Genomic DNA, 18,022 nt, shown 5'->3' with positions numbered 1-18,022 from the left:
ACCCATCAGCGATTGAACCGCTCCACCAACGAGTATTGCGTATTCGCGGTTTTGGTCAGCTCTTCACTCAACAACGCCGAGTTCTGAGCCTGTTCCGAGGTCTGGTCTGCCAGGTCAGAGATGTTGCTGATGTTGCGGCTGATTTCCTCGGCCACGGCACTTTGCTCTTCCGTGGCGGCAGCGATCTGAGTGGTCATGTCGGTGATGTTGGCCACCGCTTCGCTGATCCCCACCAGTGCCTGATCGGCTTCCAGCACCCGCGCCACGCCTTCTTCGGCCTGGCGATGCCCGGCTTCCATGGTCTGTACGGCAGTGCCTGCGGTTTGCTGCAGCTTGGCGATCAGCGCATGAATCTGCCCGGTGGATTCGCTGGTACGTTGCGCCAACTGACGCACTTCGTCGGCGACCACTGCAAAACCACGACCCATCTCGCCGGCCCGCGCCGCTTCGATGGCGGCGTTCAGCGCCAGCAGGTTGGTCTGGTCGGCGATCCCTTTGATCACGTCGACCACGCCACCGATTTCGTCGCTGTCCTTGGCCAGTTGGGTCACGGTCAGGCCGGTTTCCCCAACCACCACCGACAGGCGCTGAATGGCTTCGCGGGTTTCCCCGGCGATGTCGCGCCCGCGCCCGGTCAGGCGATTGGCTTCCTGGGTGGCATCGGCGGTGCGCTGCACATGGCTGGCGACTTCCTGGGTGGTTGCGGCCATCTGATTGACGGCGGTGGCGACTTGCTCGGTTTCGACGCGCTGACGTTCCAGGCCGGTGGAGCTGCTGTGGGCCAGGGCGTCGGACTGCCTGGCCTGATCGGTCAGGTGTTCGGCCGTATCCTGCAGGCGAGTCAGGCAGGTTTTCAAGCGTGCTTCCTGGCTGAGGATCGACATCTCAAGGCGCGCCTGGGCGCCGCGGCTGTCGGTGTACATCTGCGCGATCAACGGGTCGGACGTGGTCTGCTCGGCCAGGCGCAACAAACGCTTGATGCCACGCTGCTGCCAGCTCAGGCCCATCAGGCCCAGCGGCACCGAGAGCGCGGCGGCGAGGGCGAAACCCCACTGCGAGGTCAGGGTGGCACCAATCATGAAACTCAACTGGCTGACCAGAATGAACGGCAGCCAGTCTTGTAGAACCGGCAACCATTTATCGCTGGAAGGAATCGCCGACTTGCCCTGGTTGATGCGTTGGTAGAGCGCTTCGGCGCGGCGGATCTGTTCGGCGGTGGGCTTGACCCGCACCGACTCGTAACCGATCACCTGATTGCCTTCGAAGATCGGTGTCACGTAGGCGTTGACCCAATAGTGATCACCGCTCTTGCAGCGATTCTTGACAATACCCATCCATGGCAAGCCTTGTTTCAGTGTCGCCCACATGTGCGAGAACACCGCGGCCGGAACGTCGGGGTGACGCACCAGGTTATGCGGCGCACGGATCAGTTCTTCACGAGAAAACCCGCTGATCTCGACGAAGTCGTCGTTGCAGTAGGTGATCATGCCTTTGGCATCGGTGGTGGAAATCAACCGTTGCTGGGCCGGGAAGGTCCGTTCGCGTTGTGTAATTGGCTGGTTGTTACGCATGGCTTTTTTAATCCGCAAGGCTTTCAAGTGCTGTATCGGCATCGCCAGCGAATGGTTGAGCTTATTTTTCAATTATCAGCGGTCCGTCGCAAAATGACCCTTGCGTCAGCCGACGAGCATCGGATAGGTGAACAAGCCGAAATGCAGGGCATTCAGACCAAAATGCGTGGCGAGGGCGGCGGCCAGTCCGCCGAAGCGGTAGGCCAGGCCGTAGCCGATTCCGGCCAGGCTCGCCAACAGTACCCATTGCCATCCGGCTCCCGCATGCGCCAAGCCAAACACCAGCGAGGCGAGCAACAGGGCGAGGTTTTCCCCCTGAGCCAGGTTCTTGAAATATCGGCTCAAGCCGCCCTGGATATAGCCGCGGAACAGCGCTTCCTCGACCAGCGTCACCAGCAGCAGATTGTTGAGCAACCATAGCCAGGCAGCGTCTGGCCATTTCGGCGCCCAGGCAATGACGCCCAGCAACAGTGCGCCGCCCAGTGCAAGCACGGCACTCAGGGCCAGCGCGACTGGCGTGGCATACAGGAATAGCCGCAGTGAACGCCGACCGACAATCCACGGACAGACCAGCAATAGCCAGAAACCGATCAGGGGTTTATCCAGATTCAGGTACATGGAAAACCGCACGGCATCGTCGGTGAAACGCTGCGGGTCGATCACCCGACCGTTATGGAAGCCCGGCAACCAGTGCATCGCCAATGCCAGCGCCAGGAAGATGAACAGACCGTGGCCGAGATAGCGGCCGAACGGCAGCTTCGTTTGACGAACGGCGAAACCGGCGATCAGTAACAAGCCGACGGAAATCCCGACAAGCCAGCCGAGACGGCCATAGGCCAGGGCCATGCCATAGCCGAGGGAGAGCAGGGCCAGAAAAGTCCATGGCAGGGCGAACATTGAAAATCCTTTTATCTGAAATTTAAGGGGGCCTGATCCCGCCCCCTGTGGAAGCGAGCCTGCTCACGTAGCGGAGTGTCGTTCAAGATCAGCGGCGAATGGTACACCGTCATCGCGAGCAGGCTCGCTAGCCCATTGATTTTAATGACCCAAACAGAAACACCGCCATCAAGGCGGTGTTGCTGTCAGCGCAGGGGCTACGACGCAATCAACTGCCGCAACACGTAATGCAGAATTCCTCCCGACTTGAAGTACTCCACTTCATTAAGCGTATCGATCCGGCACAGTACCTCGATCCTTTCACTGGTGCCGTTTTCACGGTTGATCACCAGGGTCAGGTTCATTCTCGGCGTCAGCTCAACATCGCTCAGGCCGAGAATATCCAGGGTTTCAGTGCCTCGCAGATTCAGGCTCTTGCGGTTTTGATCGAGCTTGAACTGCAGCGGCAACACCCCCATGCCCACCAGATTGGAGCGGTGAATCCGCTCGAAACTCTCGGCGATGACCGCTTTGACCCCCAGCAGATTGGTGCCCTTGGCCGCCCAGTCACGGCTCGAGCCGGTGCCATATTCTTGCCCTGCGATTACCACCAGCGGCGTCCCCGCGGCTTGATAACGCATGGCGGCATCGTAGATCGCCAACTTCTCTGCGGTGGGGATGTAGAGGGTGTTGCCACCTTCTTCACCACCCAGCATTTCATTGCGAATACGGATGTTGGCGAAGGTGCCGCGCATCATCACTTCATGATTGCCGCGGCGCGAACCGTAGGAGTTGAAGTCCCGTGGCTCCACGCCTTTTTCGCGCAGGTAGCGGCCCGCCGGGCTGTCAGCCTTGATGTTGCCGGCCGGGGAAATGTGGTCGGTGGTCACCGAGTCGCCGAGCAGCGCAAGCACGCGCGCGCCGTTGACGTCCTTCACCACTGGCGGCGGTCCGCCGATGTCATCGAAGAACGGCGGGTGCTGGATATAAGTCGAATCGTCCTGCCAGACGTAGGTCGCCGCTTGCGGCACTTCAATGGCTTGCCACTGTTCATCGCCAGCAAAGACTTCGGCGTACTCCTTGTGGAACATGGCGGTGTTGACCTGCTCCACCGCGTCGGCGATTTCCTGTGTACTTGGCCAAATGTCCCGCAGATAAACCAGATTGCCGCTCTGGTCTTCGCCCAAGGGTTCGCGGCTGAGGTCGATGCGCACGGTGCCGGCCAGTGCATAAGCGACCACCAGTGGCGGCGAGGCCAGCCAGTTGGTTTTCACCAGCGGATGGACCCGGCCTTCGAAGTTACGGTTGCCCGACAGCACCGAGGCTACGGTCAGGTCAGCTTTCTGGATGGCTTTTTCGATCGGTTCCGGCAACGGGCCAGAGTTGCCGATGCAAGTGGTGCAGCCATAGCCCACCAGAGCGAAACCCAGTTCATCGAGGTACTGCGTCAGGCCGGCAGCCTTGTAATAGTCGGTGACCACTTTCGAGCCGGGGGCAAGCGAGCTTTTCACCCAGGGCTTGCGGCGCAGGCCTTTTTCCACGGCTTTTTTCGCCACCAGACCGGCAGCCATCATCACGCTCGGGTTGGAGGTGTTGGTGCAGGAGGTGATCGCGGCAATCACCACTGCGCCGTTTTTCAGCCGCACCGTTTGCCCTTCAAAGTCGTAGTCCACTTCACCGGCCAGATCGGCGTTGCCCACCGCCACACCGCCGCCGCCCTCGCTTTCCAGGCGACCTTCTTCCTTGCTGGTGGGTTTTATTTGCAGGCCGAGGAAGTCGCTGAACGCTTGCGCGACATTCGGCAGTGAAACCCGGTCTTGTGGGCGTTTTGGTCCGGCGAGGCTGGCTTCGACACTGGCCATGTCCAGCGCCAGGCTGTCAGTGAACACCGGTTCCTTACCCGGCAGGCGCCATAAACCTTGCGCCTTGCTGTAGGCCTCGACCAGTTTTACGGTCTCAATCGGGCGCCCGGACAGGCGGAGGTATTCCAGCGTCACGTCGTCCACCGGGAAGAAACCGCAAGTGGCGCCGTACTCCGGGGCCATGTTGGCAATGGTCGCGCGGTCGGCCAGCGGCAGGTCGGCGAGGCCGTCACCGTAGAACTCGACAAATTTCCCCACAACACCTTTCTTGCGCAGCATCTGGGTCACGGTCAACACCAGGTCAGTGGCGGTGATGCCTTCCTTGAGTTTGCCGGTGAGTTTGAAGCCAATCACTTCCGGGATCAGCATCGACACCGGTTGCCCGAGCATCGCCGCTTCCGCTTCAATGCCGCCTACCCCCCAGCCGAGGACGCCGAGGCCGTTGATCATGGTGGTGTGGGAGTCGGTGCCCACCAGCGTATCCGGGAAGGCGTACGTGCGGCCGTCCTCGTCTTTGGTCCAGACGGTGCGGCCCAGGTATTCCAGGTTGACCTGGTGACAAATGCCGGTGCCCGGCGGCACCACGCTAAAGTTATCAAAGGCGCTTTGGCCCCAGCGCAGGAACGCGTAGCGCTCGCCGTTGCGTTGCATTTCGATATCGACGTTCTGTTCGAAAGCGCTGCTGGTGGCGAATTTGTCGACCATCACCGAATGGTCGATCACCAGGTCGACGGGGGAGAGCGGGTTGATCCGCTGCGGATCGCCACCGGCCTTGGCCATCGCCGCGCGCATGGCGGCCAGGTCGACCACCGCAGGTACACCGGTGAAGTCTTGCATCAGCACGCGCGCCGGGCGGTACTGGATTTCGCGGTCGGAACGGCGCTCCTTGAGCCAGGCGGCAATCGCCTTGAGATCGGCGCCGGTCACGGTTTTTTCATCTTCCCAGCGCAGCAGGTTTTCCAGCAGCACTTTCAACGACATGGGCAGCTTGTCCAGATCACCCAGGCTTTTGGCGGCATCGGGCAGGCTGAAATAGTGGTAGGTCTTGTCGTCGACTTGCAGGGTTTTCAAAGTCTTCAGGCTATCGAGGGACGGCATTACGATCACTCCTTTAAGTCCGCACGGCTGCAGACTGAGGGGACGGGCAGAGCATTAAACCTAGCCCTGTTTCAAGTAGCTGGCTAATAACTGGACTCTATGGACAGACCCCAGGTTCCGATCTCGGCTATCATGCGCCGGTTTTCGTGACAGGCTTTGCTGCAGAGCAAGCCTGGGCATCGCGCAGTGGTTGAATGTCTCGCCATCTGCCCAGGAGTAAGAATGAACACCCTATTCATGCATTGCCGGCCGGGCTTCGAAGGCGAAGTCTGTTCGGAGATTTCCGACCTTGCCGCACAACTGAACGTGGCCGGTTATGCCAAGGCCAAGGCTGCCAGCGCCTGCGCCGAATTTGTCTGTACCGAAGAAGACGGCGCCGAGCGCCTGATGCGTGGTCAGCGTTTTGAACGACTGATCTTCCCGCGCCAATGGGCGCGGGGTATTTTCATTGATCTGCCGGAAACCGACCGCATCAGCGTAATCCTCGCACACATGGCGGATTTTCCCGTGTGCGGCAGCCTTTGGCTGGAAATGGTCGATACCAACGATGGCAAGGAACTGTCGAACTTCTGCAAAAAGTTCGAAGTGCATTTGCGCAAAGCGCTGATGGCGGCTGGCAAACTGGTAGATGATGCCAATAAACCGCGCCTGCTACTGACGTTCAAGAGCGGGCGTGAAGTGTTCGTCGGCCTGGCCGAGTCGAATAATTCGGCGATGTGGCCGATGGGCATTCCGCGTCTGAAGTTCCCTCGCGAGGCGCCGAGCCGTTCGACCTTGAAGCTGGAGGAGGCCTGGCACCACTTTATCCCGCGTGATCAGTGGGACGAACGCTTGCACAGTGACATGACTGGCGTCGACCTCGGTGCCGCACCGGGTGGCTGGACCTGGCAACTGGTCAACCGCGGCATGCTGGTGACCGCGATCGACAACGGGCCGATGGCCGAAAGCCTGATGGACACCGGCCTGGTGCAGCACTTGATGGCCGACGGTTTCACCTTCAAGCCCAAGCAACCGGTGGACTGGATGGTCTGCGACATCGTCGAGAAACCGGCGCGCAACGCCGCGATGCTCGAGGAGTGGATCGGCGAGGGGCATTGCCGCGAAGCAGTGGTCAACCTCAAGCTGCCGATGAAACAGCGCTATGCCGAGGTGAAGCGCCTGCTGGAGCGGATTGCCGATGGCTTCAAGGCCCGGGGCATCAAGGTCGAGATCGGCTGCAAGCAGCTGTACCACGACCGTGAAGAAGTGACCTGTCATTTGCGTCGGATCGACGTGAAGAAACCCAAGTCCCGCTGAAACCCTGTGAATTGATCGTTCCCACGCTCCGCGTGGGAACGCATCCCGTGACGCTCTGCGTCACATCCGGAAGCGGAACGCAGAGCGTCCCCGGCGGCATTCCCACGCGGAGCGTGGGAACGATCAGGCAGGTGGGCGTTCTGCCACAGATGACGTCAAGCTCGGCAATGCGCGACAATGCCGGCAAGTTTCAGGAGTTGATCATGAGTGAAATGCTTGATACGCCGGTTGACGGCACCCTCGACGCCACCGGCCTCAACTGTCCGGAACCGGTGATGATGCTGCACCAGCACATCCGTGACCTGGTCCCCGGCGGTTTGCTCAAGGTGATCGCCACCGATCCGTCGACTCGTCGCGATATTCCCAAGTTCTGCGTGTTTCTCGACCACGAACTGGTGGGCCAACATGAAGATGCAGGGACTTACCTGTACTGGATTCGCAAAAAGTCCGTTTGACGGACAAAAAAAAAGACCTGCAAAAGCAGGTCTTTTTTTGGGTTATCAGCCCACCGAGCGGCTGAGGCGAATGCGTTTGCGCGCACTGCGGGTCAGCCGTATCGACAGCATCAACGCCGCACAACTCAAACCGGCGATCAGGCCTTCCCACAGCCCGCTCGGGCCGCTGGCCGGGCCGAGCCAATCGGTCAGCCCCAGCACATACCCAACCGGCAGCCCGATGCCCCAATAGGCGAACAACGTCAGGATCATCGTCACCCGTGTGTCCTGGTAGCCACGCAGCGCTCCGGCGCAGATCACCTGAATGGCATCCGAGAACTGATACAGCGCGGCGTAGACGATCAGCATCGACGCAATCTGGATCACTGCCTTGTCGGGCGTGTAGATCGAAGCGATAGGTTCGCGCAGGCAGAGGATCAGTGTCGCCGAAAATGCAGCGAACACCAGCGCTGCACCGAGCCCGACTTTCGCCGCGAACCGCGCCTGCCACGGGTTGCCTGCGCCCAATGCCTGGCCGACCCGCACGGTTACTGCCATGCCCAGCGAGTAAGGAATCATGAACAGTAGCGAGCTGATGTTCAGGGCGATCTGGTGGCCGGCCACGACGGTGGAGCCGAGGCTACCGATCAACAGGGCGATGACCGCGAAGATGCTCGACTCGGCGAAGACTGCGATACCGATTGGCAGGCCAATGCCGACCAGGCGCTTGATCACCGCCCATTGCGGGCGATCGAAGCGCACCAATACGCGAGTACGCGCATAGAACGGCGCCCAGAAAGTCCAGCCGGCCATGCTCAGCGCCATGAACCACATCACGATGCCGCTGGCCCAGCCGCAACCGACGCCACCCAGGGCCGGGGCGCCGAAATGGCCGTAGATCAGCGCATAGTTCAGCGGGATATTCAGTAACAGGCCGCACAAGCCAATGACCATGCTCGGACGAGTCCGGCCCATGCCGTCGCTGTAGCAGCGCAGCACATAATAAAAGGCCATGCCCGGCAAGCCGAAAGCGATGCCATGCAGGTAACCCATGCTGGGTTCGATCAATTGTGCATCGACTTTCATCCAGTGCAGGATCGGCTCGGCCGCGAGCAACAGACCACTGCCGATCAACCCGACACACAGTGCGAGCCACAATGCCTGGCGTACCAGAGGACCAATCTGGTCAAACTGCCCGGCGCCAAAACGTTGCGCGACCTTGGGAGTGGTGGCCAGCAGAACGCCGGACATCAGCAGGTAGACCGGAATCCAGATCGAGTTGCCCAGCGCCACCGAGGCCAGATCCCGCGGGCTGACGCGGCCGGCCATCACCGCATCGACAAAGCCCATGGCGGTGGTGGCCAATTGCGCGACCATGATCGGCATAGCCAGGCTGAGCAAGCCTTTGAGCTCCATGCGTACGGGAGTCGTCCGCGCAGGAGCCGCGGCGACGGTGTTTTCAATGACAGGGTTCAATAGCGAAGCGTCCAAAAGGGTTTTGATGCACAGGCGCGCATTCTACGCGTTGACGCAGCGGTCAGGAAAAGACCAGTGTTAGGGATTTGTAAACACTTGCCAGCAGCGTGCTAGGCGCGATGTGCCATCTACGCCTACACTGCCGATCCGCCAAAGGAGCCTGCCATGCTGATTGTTGCCGACGAAAACATCCCCCTGCTCGATGCCTTCTTCGAAGGTTTCGGTGAAATCCGCCGGGTGCCGGGTCGATCCATTGACCGCGCCACCGTCGAACAGGCCGACGTGCTGCTGGTGCGCTCAGTGACCAACGTCAACCGCGCGTTGCTCGACGGCAGCAAAGTGCGCTTTGTCGGCACCTGCACCATCGGCACCGATCACCTGGACCTCGATTACTTCCGGCAGGCCGGTATCACCTGGTCCAGTGCGCCGGGTTGCAACGCCCGGGGCGTGGTCGACTATGTGCTCGGCAGCTTGTTGACCCTGGCCGAAATCGAAGGCGTCGATCTGACGCAGCGCACCTACGGCGTAGTCGGGGCCGGCGAAGTGGGCGGGCGATTGGTCAAGGTCCTGCAGGGGCTGGGCTGGAAGGTGCTGGTCTGCGACCCGCCACGTCAAGCTGTTGAAGGTGGTGATTACGTCAGTCTCGAGGACATCATCGCGCAGTGCGACGTGATCAGCCTGCACACACCGCTAACCAAGCAAGGCCCGCAGTCGACCTGGCATCTGTTTGATAAAAAACGCTTGAACCAGCTCAAGCCCGGTGCCTGGCTGATCAATGCCAGTCGTGGTCCGGTGGTCAACAATGCTGCCTTGCGCGATGTGTTGCTGGAGCGCGAAGACCTGCAGGCGGTGCTGGATGTCTGGGAAGGGGAGCCGGAAGTCGATGTGGCGCTGGCCGAGCTTTGCGTTCTGGCAACGCCGCACATTGCCGGCTATAGCCTTGATGGCAAGCAGCGCGGTACCGCGCAAATCTACCAGGCCTACTGCGATTTCCTCGGGCAACCGGCCCAGGTCCGCTTGAGTGATTTGTTGCCGGCGCCGTGGTTGTCGCAAGTGACCTTGAACGCGCAAAGCGATCCGGCCTGGGCATTGGCGATGTTGTGCCGTGGCGTGTACGACCCGCGCCGCGACGATGCGGATTTTCGCCGCAGCCTTGTAGGCAGCGTGAGCGAGCAGCGTGCGGCATTCGATTTGTTACGCAAGAATTATCCGTCGCGTCGTGAGATCGATGGCTTGCAGGTGCGGATCGAAGGGGATGCGCCGGTACTGCGGCAGATTGTGGCGGCGTTGGGCGCGACAATTATTTAAAGATCATCACTGTAGAGCTGCCACAACAGGCAGGCATAAAAAACCCGGCCAACCAGGGCCGGGTCAAGAAGACGGTGGCTATATCACTTTTTTTCGGCAGGCTTGACCAATCGCTTGTCCAGATCGCGGCAAGCTTTCTGGATCATGTCTTCAGTGATCGGTACTTCGCGGCCCTGTTCATCGATAATCGAGCAACCCAGAGACTGGTCTGGCTGCGTGCGGATCACTTGAATCTTGTCATCGCTGCTGTTTTGCAAGGACATGGCCTGTCTCCTCATCAGGTTGTGTACCCACTCTAAAACCGCCAGGTGACCAGGCTGTGACATTTCCCTGCGATCACTCCCGGACGGCAATATCAGTCCACCAGAAATATCGTGGTGTTGCCACCCGAACTTTAGACCGATAGCGTCTAGCCCCTAGTCTTGATGGACATAATTAACCTGACTCATTGTGATTTACCAAGTTCCACCCCATTGATCGGTGTAAGTTGCTTTTCTCAGTTGCTCTCGCCTGGATGATGCCGATGCTCACTGTTCGCCACCGCCGTGCCATTCGTCTGGCCAGCCGTTTCATCGCGCCCTATCGCTGGCATGCATTGGGTGCCTTGCTGGCGTTGGTCGTCACGGCGGGCATTACCCTGTCCATGGGGCAGGGCATACGCATGCTGGTGGATCAGGGCTTCATGACCCAGTCACCGCATTTGCTCAACCAGTCCATCGGCGTGTTCATGCTGCTGGTATTGGGGCTGGCGGTCGGCACCTTCGCCCGGTTTTATCTGGTGTCGTGGATCGGCGAGCGCTGTGTCGCCGATATTCGCCGGCAGGTTTTCAACCATTTGATCTATCTGCATCCAGGGTTTTATGAAAACAACCGCAGCTCGGAAATTCAATCGCGACTGACTGCCGATACCACACTGCTGCAATCGGTGATCGGCTCTTCGCTGTCGATGTTCCTGCGGAACCTGTTGATGGTCATCGGCGGGATCGTCCTGCTGTTCATTACCAATCCCAAACTCACCAGCATCGTTGTCGTCGCCTTGCCATTGGTGATTGCGCCGATCCTGATTTTTGGCCGACGCGTGCGCAACCTGTCGCGCTTGAGCCAGGACCGCATCGCCGATATCGGCAGTTATGTCTCCGAGACCCTCAGCCAGATCAAAACCGTGCAGGCCTACAACCACCAGGCCCAGGACCAGCAGCGGTTTGCCGTAACCGTTGAAGACGCATTCAACACCGCGCGCAGACGCATCTTTCAGCGGGCCTGGCTGATTACCCTGGTCATCGTCCTGGTTCTGGGTGCAGTCGGGGTCATGCTCTGGGTCGGCGGCATGGACGTGATTGCCGGGCGCATTTCAGCGGGGGAGCTGGCGGCGTTCGTTTTTTACAGCCTGATCGTTGGCAGTGCATTCGGCACCTTGAGCGAAGTGATTGGCGAATTGCAACGTGCGGCCGGCGCAGCTGAGCGGATCGCCGAATTGTTGCGCTCGGAAAATATCATCCGGCCACCGACGACTGGTCTGGTGGCCTTGCCCGCGCGGGTGAAGGGCGAGCTGGTGCTTGAGGATGTGCGTTTTTCCTACCCGTCGCGTCCCGAAAGCTATGCGGTCGATGGCTTGAGCCTGAGCATCCGCTCGGGCGAAACCCTGGCATTGGTCGGGCCTTCGGGGGCAGGCAAGTCGACCGTGTATGACTTGCTGCTGCGCTTCTACGACCCCTCCGAGGGACGCATCCTGCTTGATGGCACTGAATTGACCCGGCTCGATCCTTTGGATTTGCGTCGTTGTTTCGCCCTGGTCTCGCAGTCCCCAGCACTGTTTTTCGGCAGCATCGAAGAGAACATCCGCTACGGCAATCCGTCGGCAACGCTCGCCGAGGTCCAGGAGGCGGCAAAAATCGCCTACGCCCACGACTTTATCGAAGCCATGCCCAACGGTTACCAGACGCATCTGGGCGATGGCGGCCTCGGCTTGTCCGGCGGCCAGCGCCAGCGTCTGGCGATCGCCCGGGCGCTGCTGGTGGACGCGCCGATCCTCTTGCTTGACGAAGCCACCAGCGCCCTCGATGCGCAAAGCGAGCATCTGATCCAGCAAGCCCTGCCGAGCCTGATGAAAAACCGCACGACCCTGGTCATCGCCCATCGGCTGGCCACGGTAAAAAACGCCGACCGTATCGCCGTGATGGACCAAGGGAAAGTGGTGGCGGTGGGCACGCATCAAGAACTCATTGCCAGCAATGCGCTGTATGCGCGGTTGGCGGCGTTGCAGTTCAGTGATGGCCAGGCAGAACTCGAACTTCCCCCGGTAAGAGCCGTCGAGTGAAGCAAGGCTGCGATCTTTTGATCTTGATTTAACAAAAATGCCCGCATCAATCGATGCGGGCATTTTTGTGTCCCAAGGAGAAGCACGGATCAAAAGATCGCAGCCTCGCCAGCTCCAACAGGGCTATTACTGATCGTCGAAATAACGCTCATGCCAATCCACGATCGGCTGTGGCGAGTTGAGTTTCTGGCCGTAGATCACCGAGTACGACAACACGTTTTGCACGTACTGGCGGGTTTCGTCGAACGGAATGCTTTCCACCCACACGTCGAAGCTCAGGTGGTCGGCACCGCGCAGCCACTGACGAACACGCCCGGGGCCGGCGTTATAGGCGGCGGAGGCGAGGACGCGGTTGCCGTTGAACTGGCTGTGCACCTGGCTCAGGTAGGCGGCACCGAGCTGAATATTTTTGTCCGGGTCGAACAGCTGCTGCGGCGACGCGTACGGAATGCTGAACTTGCGTGCGGTTTCCTTGGCCGTGGCGGGCATCAACTGCATCAGGCCCGACGCGCCGACGCCGGAACGGGCGTCTTCCATGAAGGCACTTTCCTGACGGGTGATGGCGAATGCCCAGCTTGGATGTAAGCCGCGATTCTTCGCTTCACGTACCAGCGTGTTGCGGTGGGCCATCGGGAATCGTATATCCAGATCGTCCCAATACTGCGCTTGGCTGATCGTGCGAATGGCCGGGAAATACCATTTGAGGTCGTAGGCCAGCTTGGCCTGGGCAACCATTTCGTCGCGGTTGAAGTGGCGACTGACGTGGTACCACTCACGACGACCGTCGACAATTTGCCCGCGAGCATGAAATTCCAGAGCACGGCGTATACCGGGGGTGTTGCGAACCTTGTTGATCAGCGCCTGGCTCATCACCAGCGGTTTGTTGTTCAACGAATAGGCGGATTGCGAACGATCTGCCGCGAGAAATCCGTAGAAGTCACGTTCGCGAGCAAGATTTTTGTAGAGGTTTTGCGGTTCTGGGCTTTGCGGTTGTGCCAGCTCCAGGCTACGGGCCTGCCAGTAACGCCAGCGGTTAGTGGTGGCGAGGTCCTGGGGCAGGCGGCGGGTCAACTGATAAGCGTCGTCCCAGCGAGCCAGGCGCAATAACAGGCGCATACGCCATTCGGACACGGTGTTGTCGCGCAGTTCCGGGTCGTACCTGGTCATCATGTCCAGCGCGCGGCTGTCGAAGCGTTTGGCGAGGGTCAATCCGATTTCCCGGGCGATCGCGACTTTTTCATCCCGGGAGAAATGCATGCTGCTGGCATACCCGTCGAGCAGATTCATGGCCCTGTCCGGGTCCTGGCGGGCGAGACGGCGCAGGCCGAGGCTGACCACATCGGACATCGGTTCGTCAGCTGGCGTGAAGCGTGATGGCTGATTCAACAATTCCGGGTTTTGCGCCACATCGATCAGCAAGCGGCCGCGAGGGGCGAGGGTGGTGAGGCCGTTCACCAGGCTGGTGGCCAGTGGATAGTTGCGCGCCTGAGCGGCGAGCTTGGTGCGTTCCCAACGTTTCTGTTCGGTTAACTGGCCGTCGGCGGCCCACATGCCGAACAGCGCATCACACGCCGCCGGTTGCGATTTCCCGGACAGCCACAGCTTGTTGGCGTTGGCGTAACCCTCGGACTTGAGGTTGTGGCTGATCTGATACTGCGCATTCAGGCAGTCCAACTCAGTGAAGTTGAGCTTGGGGTCGTAATACTTGATGAAAGTCGCCCAATCACCCCGTTCGGCCAGCCAGCGCAACCAGCGCAGTTTCATCCAGTTGGCCTGCGGCAGGTCGCCATGCTCGGCGAGAAATTTTTCGATCTCGGCGTTGCTCGCGGTTTTCAGACGTGCGGTCAGCTCATCGTAGGCGAGGTAGGGTTCCAGCGGATAATCGGCCAAGGCCTGGCTGTAACGGAAATACGGGCCGCTATCGCCCTTGGCCAGGGCGCGTTTGGCTTCATCGTAATACTGGCGTTGGGTGGAGAGGTCTACGGCCTGGGCGGATTGAACGGCAGCGGCAGACAGTAAAAAACACGACAAAAAATTGAAAAGGCGACTGCGCATGAGACGTCCGGACAGATAAACCATGACAAGAGTGCTGGCGATGCTCGCACTGAATTATCCGTAGCTTAGCCTTTTGCCAGCAGCGGGTGAAAGCTTTGCGGACCTGTCTGCATCAGTTCGCAACATTTGTTGTGCAGAGTGCTTCGACAGTGAAATTGCCGGCCTTCTGAAGCCTCGATTCAGGTAGAATGCGCGCCCGGTTTTTGGAGAAGCTCATGACCCTGCTCAAATTCAGCGATGTGTCCCTTGCTTTCGGCGCTATGCCGTTGTTGGACAAGGTGTCCTGGCAGATCGCCCGTGGTGAGCGGGTGTGCATCATCGGCCGCAACGGCACTGGCAAGTCCAGCATGATGAAGCTCGTCAAGGGCGACCAGAAGCCCGATGATGGCTCGGTTTGGCGCGCACCCGGCCTCAAGATTGGTGAATTGCCGCAAGAATTGCCAGTAGCCGACGAGCGGACCGTGTTCGATGTGGTAGCCGAAGGCCTGGACGGTGTCGGTGCCTTGCTGGCCGAGTATCACCACCTGAGCCAGAACATCGTCACCGATGCCGACCTGGACAAGCTGATGCACGTCCAGCACGACCTCGAAGCCCGCGATGGCTGGCGTTTGCAGACGCTGGTCGACAGCACGCTGAGCCGCCTGCAGCTACCGGCAGACAAGACGCTGGCCGAGTTGTCCGGTGGTTGGCGCCGCCGCGTCCTGCTGGCCCAGGCCCTGGTTTCCGAACCGGATCTGCTGCTGCTCGATGAGCCAACCAACCACCTGGACATCGGTGCGATCGCCTGGCTCGAAGAGGCGCTGAAGGATTTCCAGGGCGCCGTGCTGTTCATCACGCACGACCGTTCTTTCCTACAGAACCTGGCAACCCGCATCCTCGAACTGGATCGTGGCGGCCTGATCGACTGGAACGGCGACTACGCCAGTTTCCTCGTGCATAAAGAAGCCGAGCTGGCCGCCGAGGCCACTGCCAATGCGCTGTTCGACAAACGCCTGGCTCAGGAAGAGGTGTGGATCCGCCAAGGCATCAAGGCTCGCCGGACCCGTAACGAGGGCCGCGTGCGTGCCTTGAAAGCGTTGCGCGTCGAGCGCAGCGAACGTCGCGAGCGCACCGGTAAGGCCAATATCCAGCTGGAAATCGCCGACAAATCCGGCAAGCAGGTGATGGTGCTCGAGAACGTGAGCTTTGCTCATCCGGGCGGGCCGTTCCTGATCAAGGATTTCTCCATGGTGTTGCAGCGCGGCGACCGTATCGGCCTGCTCGGCGCCAACGGTACCGGCAAGACCACGCTGCTCAAGCTGATGCTCAGCGGTCTGCAACCTACCAGTGGCAAAGTGGAAGAGGGCACGAAGATCGACGTCGCCTACTTCGACCAGTTGCGCCACCAGCTGGATCTGGAAAAGACCGTGATCGATAACGTCGCCGAAGGTCGCGATTTCATCGATATCGACGGCCAGAGTCGTCACGTGCTGAGCTATCTCGGCGACTTCCTGTTCAGCCCGCAGCGTGCCCGCACGCCGGTCAAGGCGCTGTCCGGTGGCGAGCGTGCCCGTCTGTTGCTGGCCAAGCTGTTCAGCAAACCGGCGAACCTGCTGGTACTCGACGAACCGACCAACGACCTCGACGTGGAAACCCTCGAGCTGCTGGAAGAGGTGCTGTTGACCTTCAACGGCACCGTGCTGATGGTCAGCCACGACCGGGCATTCCTCGACAACGTAGTCACCAGCACCCTGGTCTTCGAGGGCGAAGGCAAGGTTCGCGAGTACGTCGGTGGTTACCAGGACTGGCTGCGTCAGGGCGGCTCGCCGCGCCTGCTGGGCGTGACCGAGAGCAAGTCTGGCAAGGCCGACTTGAACTCCGCGGTGGTCAAGGCTGAGCCCGCGCCAGTGGTGGCAGCGGTCGAAGCACCAGCGAAGAAAAAACTCAGCTACAAGTTGCAGCGCGAGTTGGAAGCGTTGCCGGGCCAGATCGATGCCATGGAGCAGCAGATTGCTGCTGTTGAAGCCCAGATGGCGGATGCCGGGTTCTATCTGCGGCCGGCGGCTGAAACCGCGGCGGTGATCGCTCAGTTGGCGCAGTTGCAGGCTGAGCTCGACGTGATGGTCGAGCGCTGGGCCGAACTGGATGCCTGATTGATCGTGTAATAAAAAAGCCCGACCTCGGTAACGCGAGTGTCGGGCTTTTCATATGCCATTGAATTGAATCAGTTTCCTGTCTGAGCGAGCTATCAGGATTTGCTTTGCAGGCGTACCGCAAGCACATCGCAAGGCGCGCCGTGGAGCACGTCATTGGCAGTGGACCCCAGCAGCAATGCAAGGCCATGTCGGCCATGGCTGCCCACCACGATCATGTCGCATCCTTGTTCCTTGGCCAGATGGTGAATTTCCTGGCGTGGCTGGCCGTAGGTCAGATGGCTGTACTCCCGGGAAAGCTCCGGATACTTGACGATCAGCCGCTCCAGACGTTCCTTGGCCTGATCGAACTGCTGTTGTTGCAGTTGTGACAGGTCCATCGGCACATCGCCGCCGAAGGCCATGGCCATCGGTTCGACGATATGCACCAGGGACAGCTTCGCACCGTTGCTCACCGACAGCTCGCGAGCGCGGTGGATTACAGGGTCGCACTCTTCGGTTAGATCTACAGCGACCAGAATATGGTTGTAGGGCATGAGGTGCTCCTCCTGAGGGATGCAATATTGGTAAGTATGGCTGGTTTCAAGCGCAGTGGTTCCAAAGTGGCTCAATGCGCTCATTCAAAATCGGGAGTACAGATATGACGGTCTGGATAGTGGTGTCAATCCTGCTGGTGGTACTCAGCCCTCTGGCATGGTTGCGACCATCACGTCATCAGAGCGGTCGGATGGCCCTGCGCATGGAGGCGCGGCGCATTGGCCTGGCCATGCAACTGGCGCCCCAGGAGTGGCCGCACTGGCTCGCTCAGGAACCGCCGAACCCCTGTGCCCAGTACCATCGACCGCGGCGCGGCAGTCAGCCAGCCTGCTGGAGTTATTGGCAGAAAACGCCGGGGGTGTGGGTGAACCAGTGGCAGGAGCTCTGTGAAGATCCTGCGTTGCTGATTCATTTCGAAAAGTTGCCAGGCAACGTTTTCAAGATCGAAGCCGACAAACAAATGATCACTTTGTATTGGGGAGAAAAGGGCGAAACCGAAGTTTTGCAACAAATCGATGCGACCCTCAAGGCGCTCGCCTGACCCCAGGCCCCCGCAGGAGCGATGAGGCAATAAAAAGCCCGACAACATCATCGGGCGGGGGTGGCCAGGCAGGCCGGTAATTTGGTTTGCGCAGATCTTACGCTGGGTATTCACCGCAGCGTTCAAAAATTTTCTATCGAGTCCCGCCAGCGTAGCTTGTTAAACACAGGCTGCGGCGAATTAGGGCGACTTTTCTAATGATTGATCCTATGAATGGCAGCACATGCACCCGCGTGTTAGAGAGCTTCGTCTTACAGAAATGACCGCAAAGTCGAGTTTCAACCCGCATTTTGGGCGATTGACAATTGTCGGAAATTCCGTGAAGGTGGCGTACCCAAATCAAACGGGCGTATGAATTGAGCGTTTGTATTTCAGATCGCTCCTACAGAATCCCGACTATCGCGTTGGCGGGTGTGCCGGGGGAATGGGCGTAGCATCGACGTTTAACGTCCCTGCCGAGCCATTCGCCTGCGTCCGACGTGTACTGTTCAGCTTCCATATCGTGGAGATCAGTTGATG

Annotated in this window: 13 protein-coding genes; 6 read left to right on the top strand and 7 right to left on the bottom strand. The window is 59.8% G+C overall.

Annotated elements, in window-relative coordinates; translation table 11 throughout:
• Positions 1 to 5 precede the first annotated feature (5 nt).
• The 3 genes from D8U18_RS24995 to acnA form a co-directional block, all read right to left on the bottom strand.
• Positions 6 to 1,571 (bottom strand): PAS domain-containing methyl-accepting chemotaxis protein, encoded by a 1,566-nt coding sequence (locus tag D8U18_RS24995; RefSeq protein WP_056857099.1) that lies wholly within the window; start codon positions 1,569 to 1,571, stop codon positions 6 to 8.
• A gap of 105 nt (positions 1,572 to 1,676) precedes the next feature.
• On the bottom strand, positions 1,677 to 2,468 hold the full coding sequence (locus D8U18_RS24990) for a CPBP family intramembrane glutamic endopeptidase (protein ID WP_131108791.1): 792 nt from the start codon (positions 2,466 to 2,468) through the stop codon (positions 1,677 to 1,679).
• Between the two features lie 197 nt (positions 2,469 to 2,665).
• Positions 2,666 to 5,407 (bottom strand): aconitate hydratase AcnA, encoded by a 2,742-nt coding sequence (acnA, locus tag D8U18_RS24985; RefSeq protein ID WP_130903715.1) that lies wholly within the window; start codon positions 5,405 to 5,407, stop codon positions 2,666 to 2,668.
• Between the two features lie 222 nt (positions 5,408 to 5,629).
• On the opposite strand from acnA, the gene rlmM reads away from it, so the two are divergent.
• Positions 5,630 to 6,703 carry a 23S rRNA (cytidine(2498)-2'-O)-methyltransferase RlmM gene (gene rlmM / locus D8U18_RS24980; RefSeq protein ID WP_056857007.1) on the top strand — a complete coding sequence of 358 codons (1,074 nt, stop codon included), beginning with the start codon at positions 5,630 to 5,632 and terminating at the stop codon, positions 6,701 to 6,703.
• 203 nt (positions 6,704 to 6,906) lie between these two features.
• Positions 6,907 to 7,158: a sulfurtransferase TusA gene (tusA, locus tag D8U18_RS24975; protein WP_056857100.1), complete on the top strand. Its 252-nt coding sequence runs from the start codon at positions 6,907 to 6,909 to the stop codon at positions 7,156 to 7,158.
• 45 nt (positions 7,159 to 7,203) lie between these two features.
• Here the strand turns inward: tusA and D8U18_RS24970 are convergent, their stop codons facing one another.
• Entirely contained in the window at positions 7,204 to 8,553 is a 1,350-nt protein-coding gene (locus D8U18_RS24970; RefSeq protein WP_130907252.1) for an MATE family efflux transporter, read from the bottom strand.
• A 225-nt stretch (positions 8,554 to 8,778) separates the two neighbouring features.
• Here D8U18_RS24970 and pdxB point away from each other — a divergent pair, with 225 nt between their 5' ends.
• On the top strand, positions 8,779 to 9,921 hold the full coding sequence (gene pdxB / locus D8U18_RS24965; RefSeq protein WP_130903717.1) for a 4-phosphoerythronate dehydrogenase PdxB: 1,143 nt from the start codon (positions 8,779 to 8,781) through the stop codon (positions 9,919 to 9,921).
• 83 nt (positions 9,922 to 10,004) lie between these two features.
• Here pdxB and D8U18_RS24960 read toward each other — a convergent pair whose 3' ends face one another.
• Positions 10,005 to 10,184 (bottom strand): PA1571 family protein, encoded by a 180-nt coding sequence (locus D8U18_RS24960; protein WP_056857010.1) that lies wholly within the window; start codon positions 10,182 to 10,184, stop codon positions 10,005 to 10,007.
• Positions 10,185 to 10,435: 251 nt separating this feature from the next.
• On the opposite strand from D8U18_RS24960, the gene D8U18_RS24955 reads away from it, so the two are divergent.
• Complete coding sequence (locus D8U18_RS24955; protein ID WP_177435061.1) at positions 10,436 to 12,238, top strand: ABC transporter transmembrane domain-containing protein; 1,803 nt, start codon at positions 10,436 to 10,438, stop codon at positions 12,236 to 12,238.
• Between the two features lie 126 nt (positions 12,239 to 12,364).
• Here D8U18_RS24955 and D8U18_RS24950 read toward each other — a convergent pair whose 3' ends face one another.
• Positions 12,365 to 14,293, bottom strand: a complete 1,929-nt coding sequence (locus D8U18_RS24950) for a transglycosylase SLT domain-containing protein (protein ID WP_056857101.1) — start codon at positions 14,291 to 14,293, stop codon at positions 12,365 to 12,367.
• Between the two features lie 215 nt (positions 14,294 to 14,508).
• Here D8U18_RS24950 and D8U18_RS24945 point away from each other — a divergent pair, with 215 nt between their 5' ends.
• Complete coding sequence (locus D8U18_RS24945; protein WP_130907247.1) at positions 14,509 to 16,425, top strand: ATP-binding cassette domain-containing protein; 1,917 nt, start codon at positions 14,509 to 14,511, stop codon at positions 16,423 to 16,425.
• Positions 16,426 to 16,520: 95 nt separating this feature from the next.
• On the opposite strand, the gene D8U18_RS24940 is transcribed toward D8U18_RS24945, so the two are convergent.
• Entirely contained in the window at positions 16,521 to 16,961 is a 441-nt protein-coding gene (locus D8U18_RS24940) for a universal stress protein (protein WP_056857013.1), read from the bottom strand.
• A gap of 104 nt (positions 16,962 to 17,065) precedes the next feature.
• On the opposite strand from D8U18_RS24940, the gene D8U18_RS24935 reads away from it, so the two are divergent.
• Positions 17,066 to 17,503: a hypothetical protein gene (locus D8U18_RS24935; protein WP_056857014.1), complete on the top strand. Its 438-nt coding sequence runs from the start codon at positions 17,066 to 17,068 to the stop codon at positions 17,501 to 17,503.
• Positions 17,504 to 18,022 lie beyond the last annotated feature (519 nt).

The sequence above is a fragment of the Pseudomonas sp. Sample_10 genome (assembly GCF_004321495.1).
Lineage (GTDB): Bacteria > Pseudomonadota > Gammaproteobacteria > Pseudomonadales > Pseudomonadaceae > Aquipseudomonas.
Note: the sequence above shows the minus strand (reverse complement) of the source record. Positions and strands in the feature narration are given on the sequence as shown.

Bases quoted from the DNA above. Each gene is read 5' to 3' on its own strand.
- D8U18_RS24995 (WP_056857099.1), bottom strand. From the start codon at position 1,571: ATGCGTAACAACCAGCCAATTACACAACGCGAACGGACCTTCCCGGCC.
- D8U18_RS24990 (WP_131108791.1), bottom strand. From the start codon at position 2,468: ATGTTCGCCCTGCCATGGACTTTTCTGGCCCTGCTCTCCCTCGGCTAT.
- acnA (WP_130903715.1), bottom strand. From the start codon at position 5,407: ATGCCGTCCCTCGATAGCCTGAAGACTTTGAAAACCCTGCAAGTCGAC.
- rlmM (WP_056857007.1), top strand. From the start codon at position 5,630: ATGAACACCCTATTCATGCATTGCCGGCCGGGCTTCGAAGGCGAAGTC.
- tusA (WP_056857100.1), top strand. From the start codon at position 6,907: ATGAGTGAAATGCTTGATACGCCGGTTGACGGCACCCTCGACGCCACC.
- D8U18_RS24970 (WP_130907252.1), bottom strand. From the start codon at position 8,553: ATGGAGCTCAAAGGCTTGCTCAGCCTGGCTATGCCGATCATGGTCGCG.
- pdxB (WP_130903717.1), top strand. From the start codon at position 8,779: ATGCTGATTGTTGCCGACGAAAACATCCCCCTGCTCGATGCCTTCTTC.
- D8U18_RS24960 (WP_056857010.1), bottom strand. From the start codon at position 10,184: ATGTCCTTGCAAAACAGCAGCGATGACAAGATTCAAGTGATCCGCACG.
- D8U18_RS24955 (WP_177435061.1), top strand. From the start codon at position 10,436: ATGATGCCGATGCTCACTGTTCGCCACCGCCGTGCCATTCGTCTGGCC.
- D8U18_RS24950 (WP_056857101.1), bottom strand. From the start codon at position 14,293: ATGCGCAGTCGCCTTTTCAATTTTTTGTCGTGTTTTTTACTGTCTGCC.
- D8U18_RS24945 (WP_130907247.1), top strand. From the start codon at position 14,509: ATGACCCTGCTCAAATTCAGCGATGTGTCCCTTGCTTTCGGCGCTATG.
- D8U18_RS24940 (WP_056857013.1), bottom strand. From the start codon at position 16,961: ATGCCCTACAACCATATTCTGGTCGCTGTAGATCTAACCGAAGAGTGC.
- D8U18_RS24935 (WP_056857014.1), top strand. From the start codon at position 17,066: ATGACGGTCTGGATAGTGGTGTCAATCCTGCTGGTGGTACTCAGCCCT.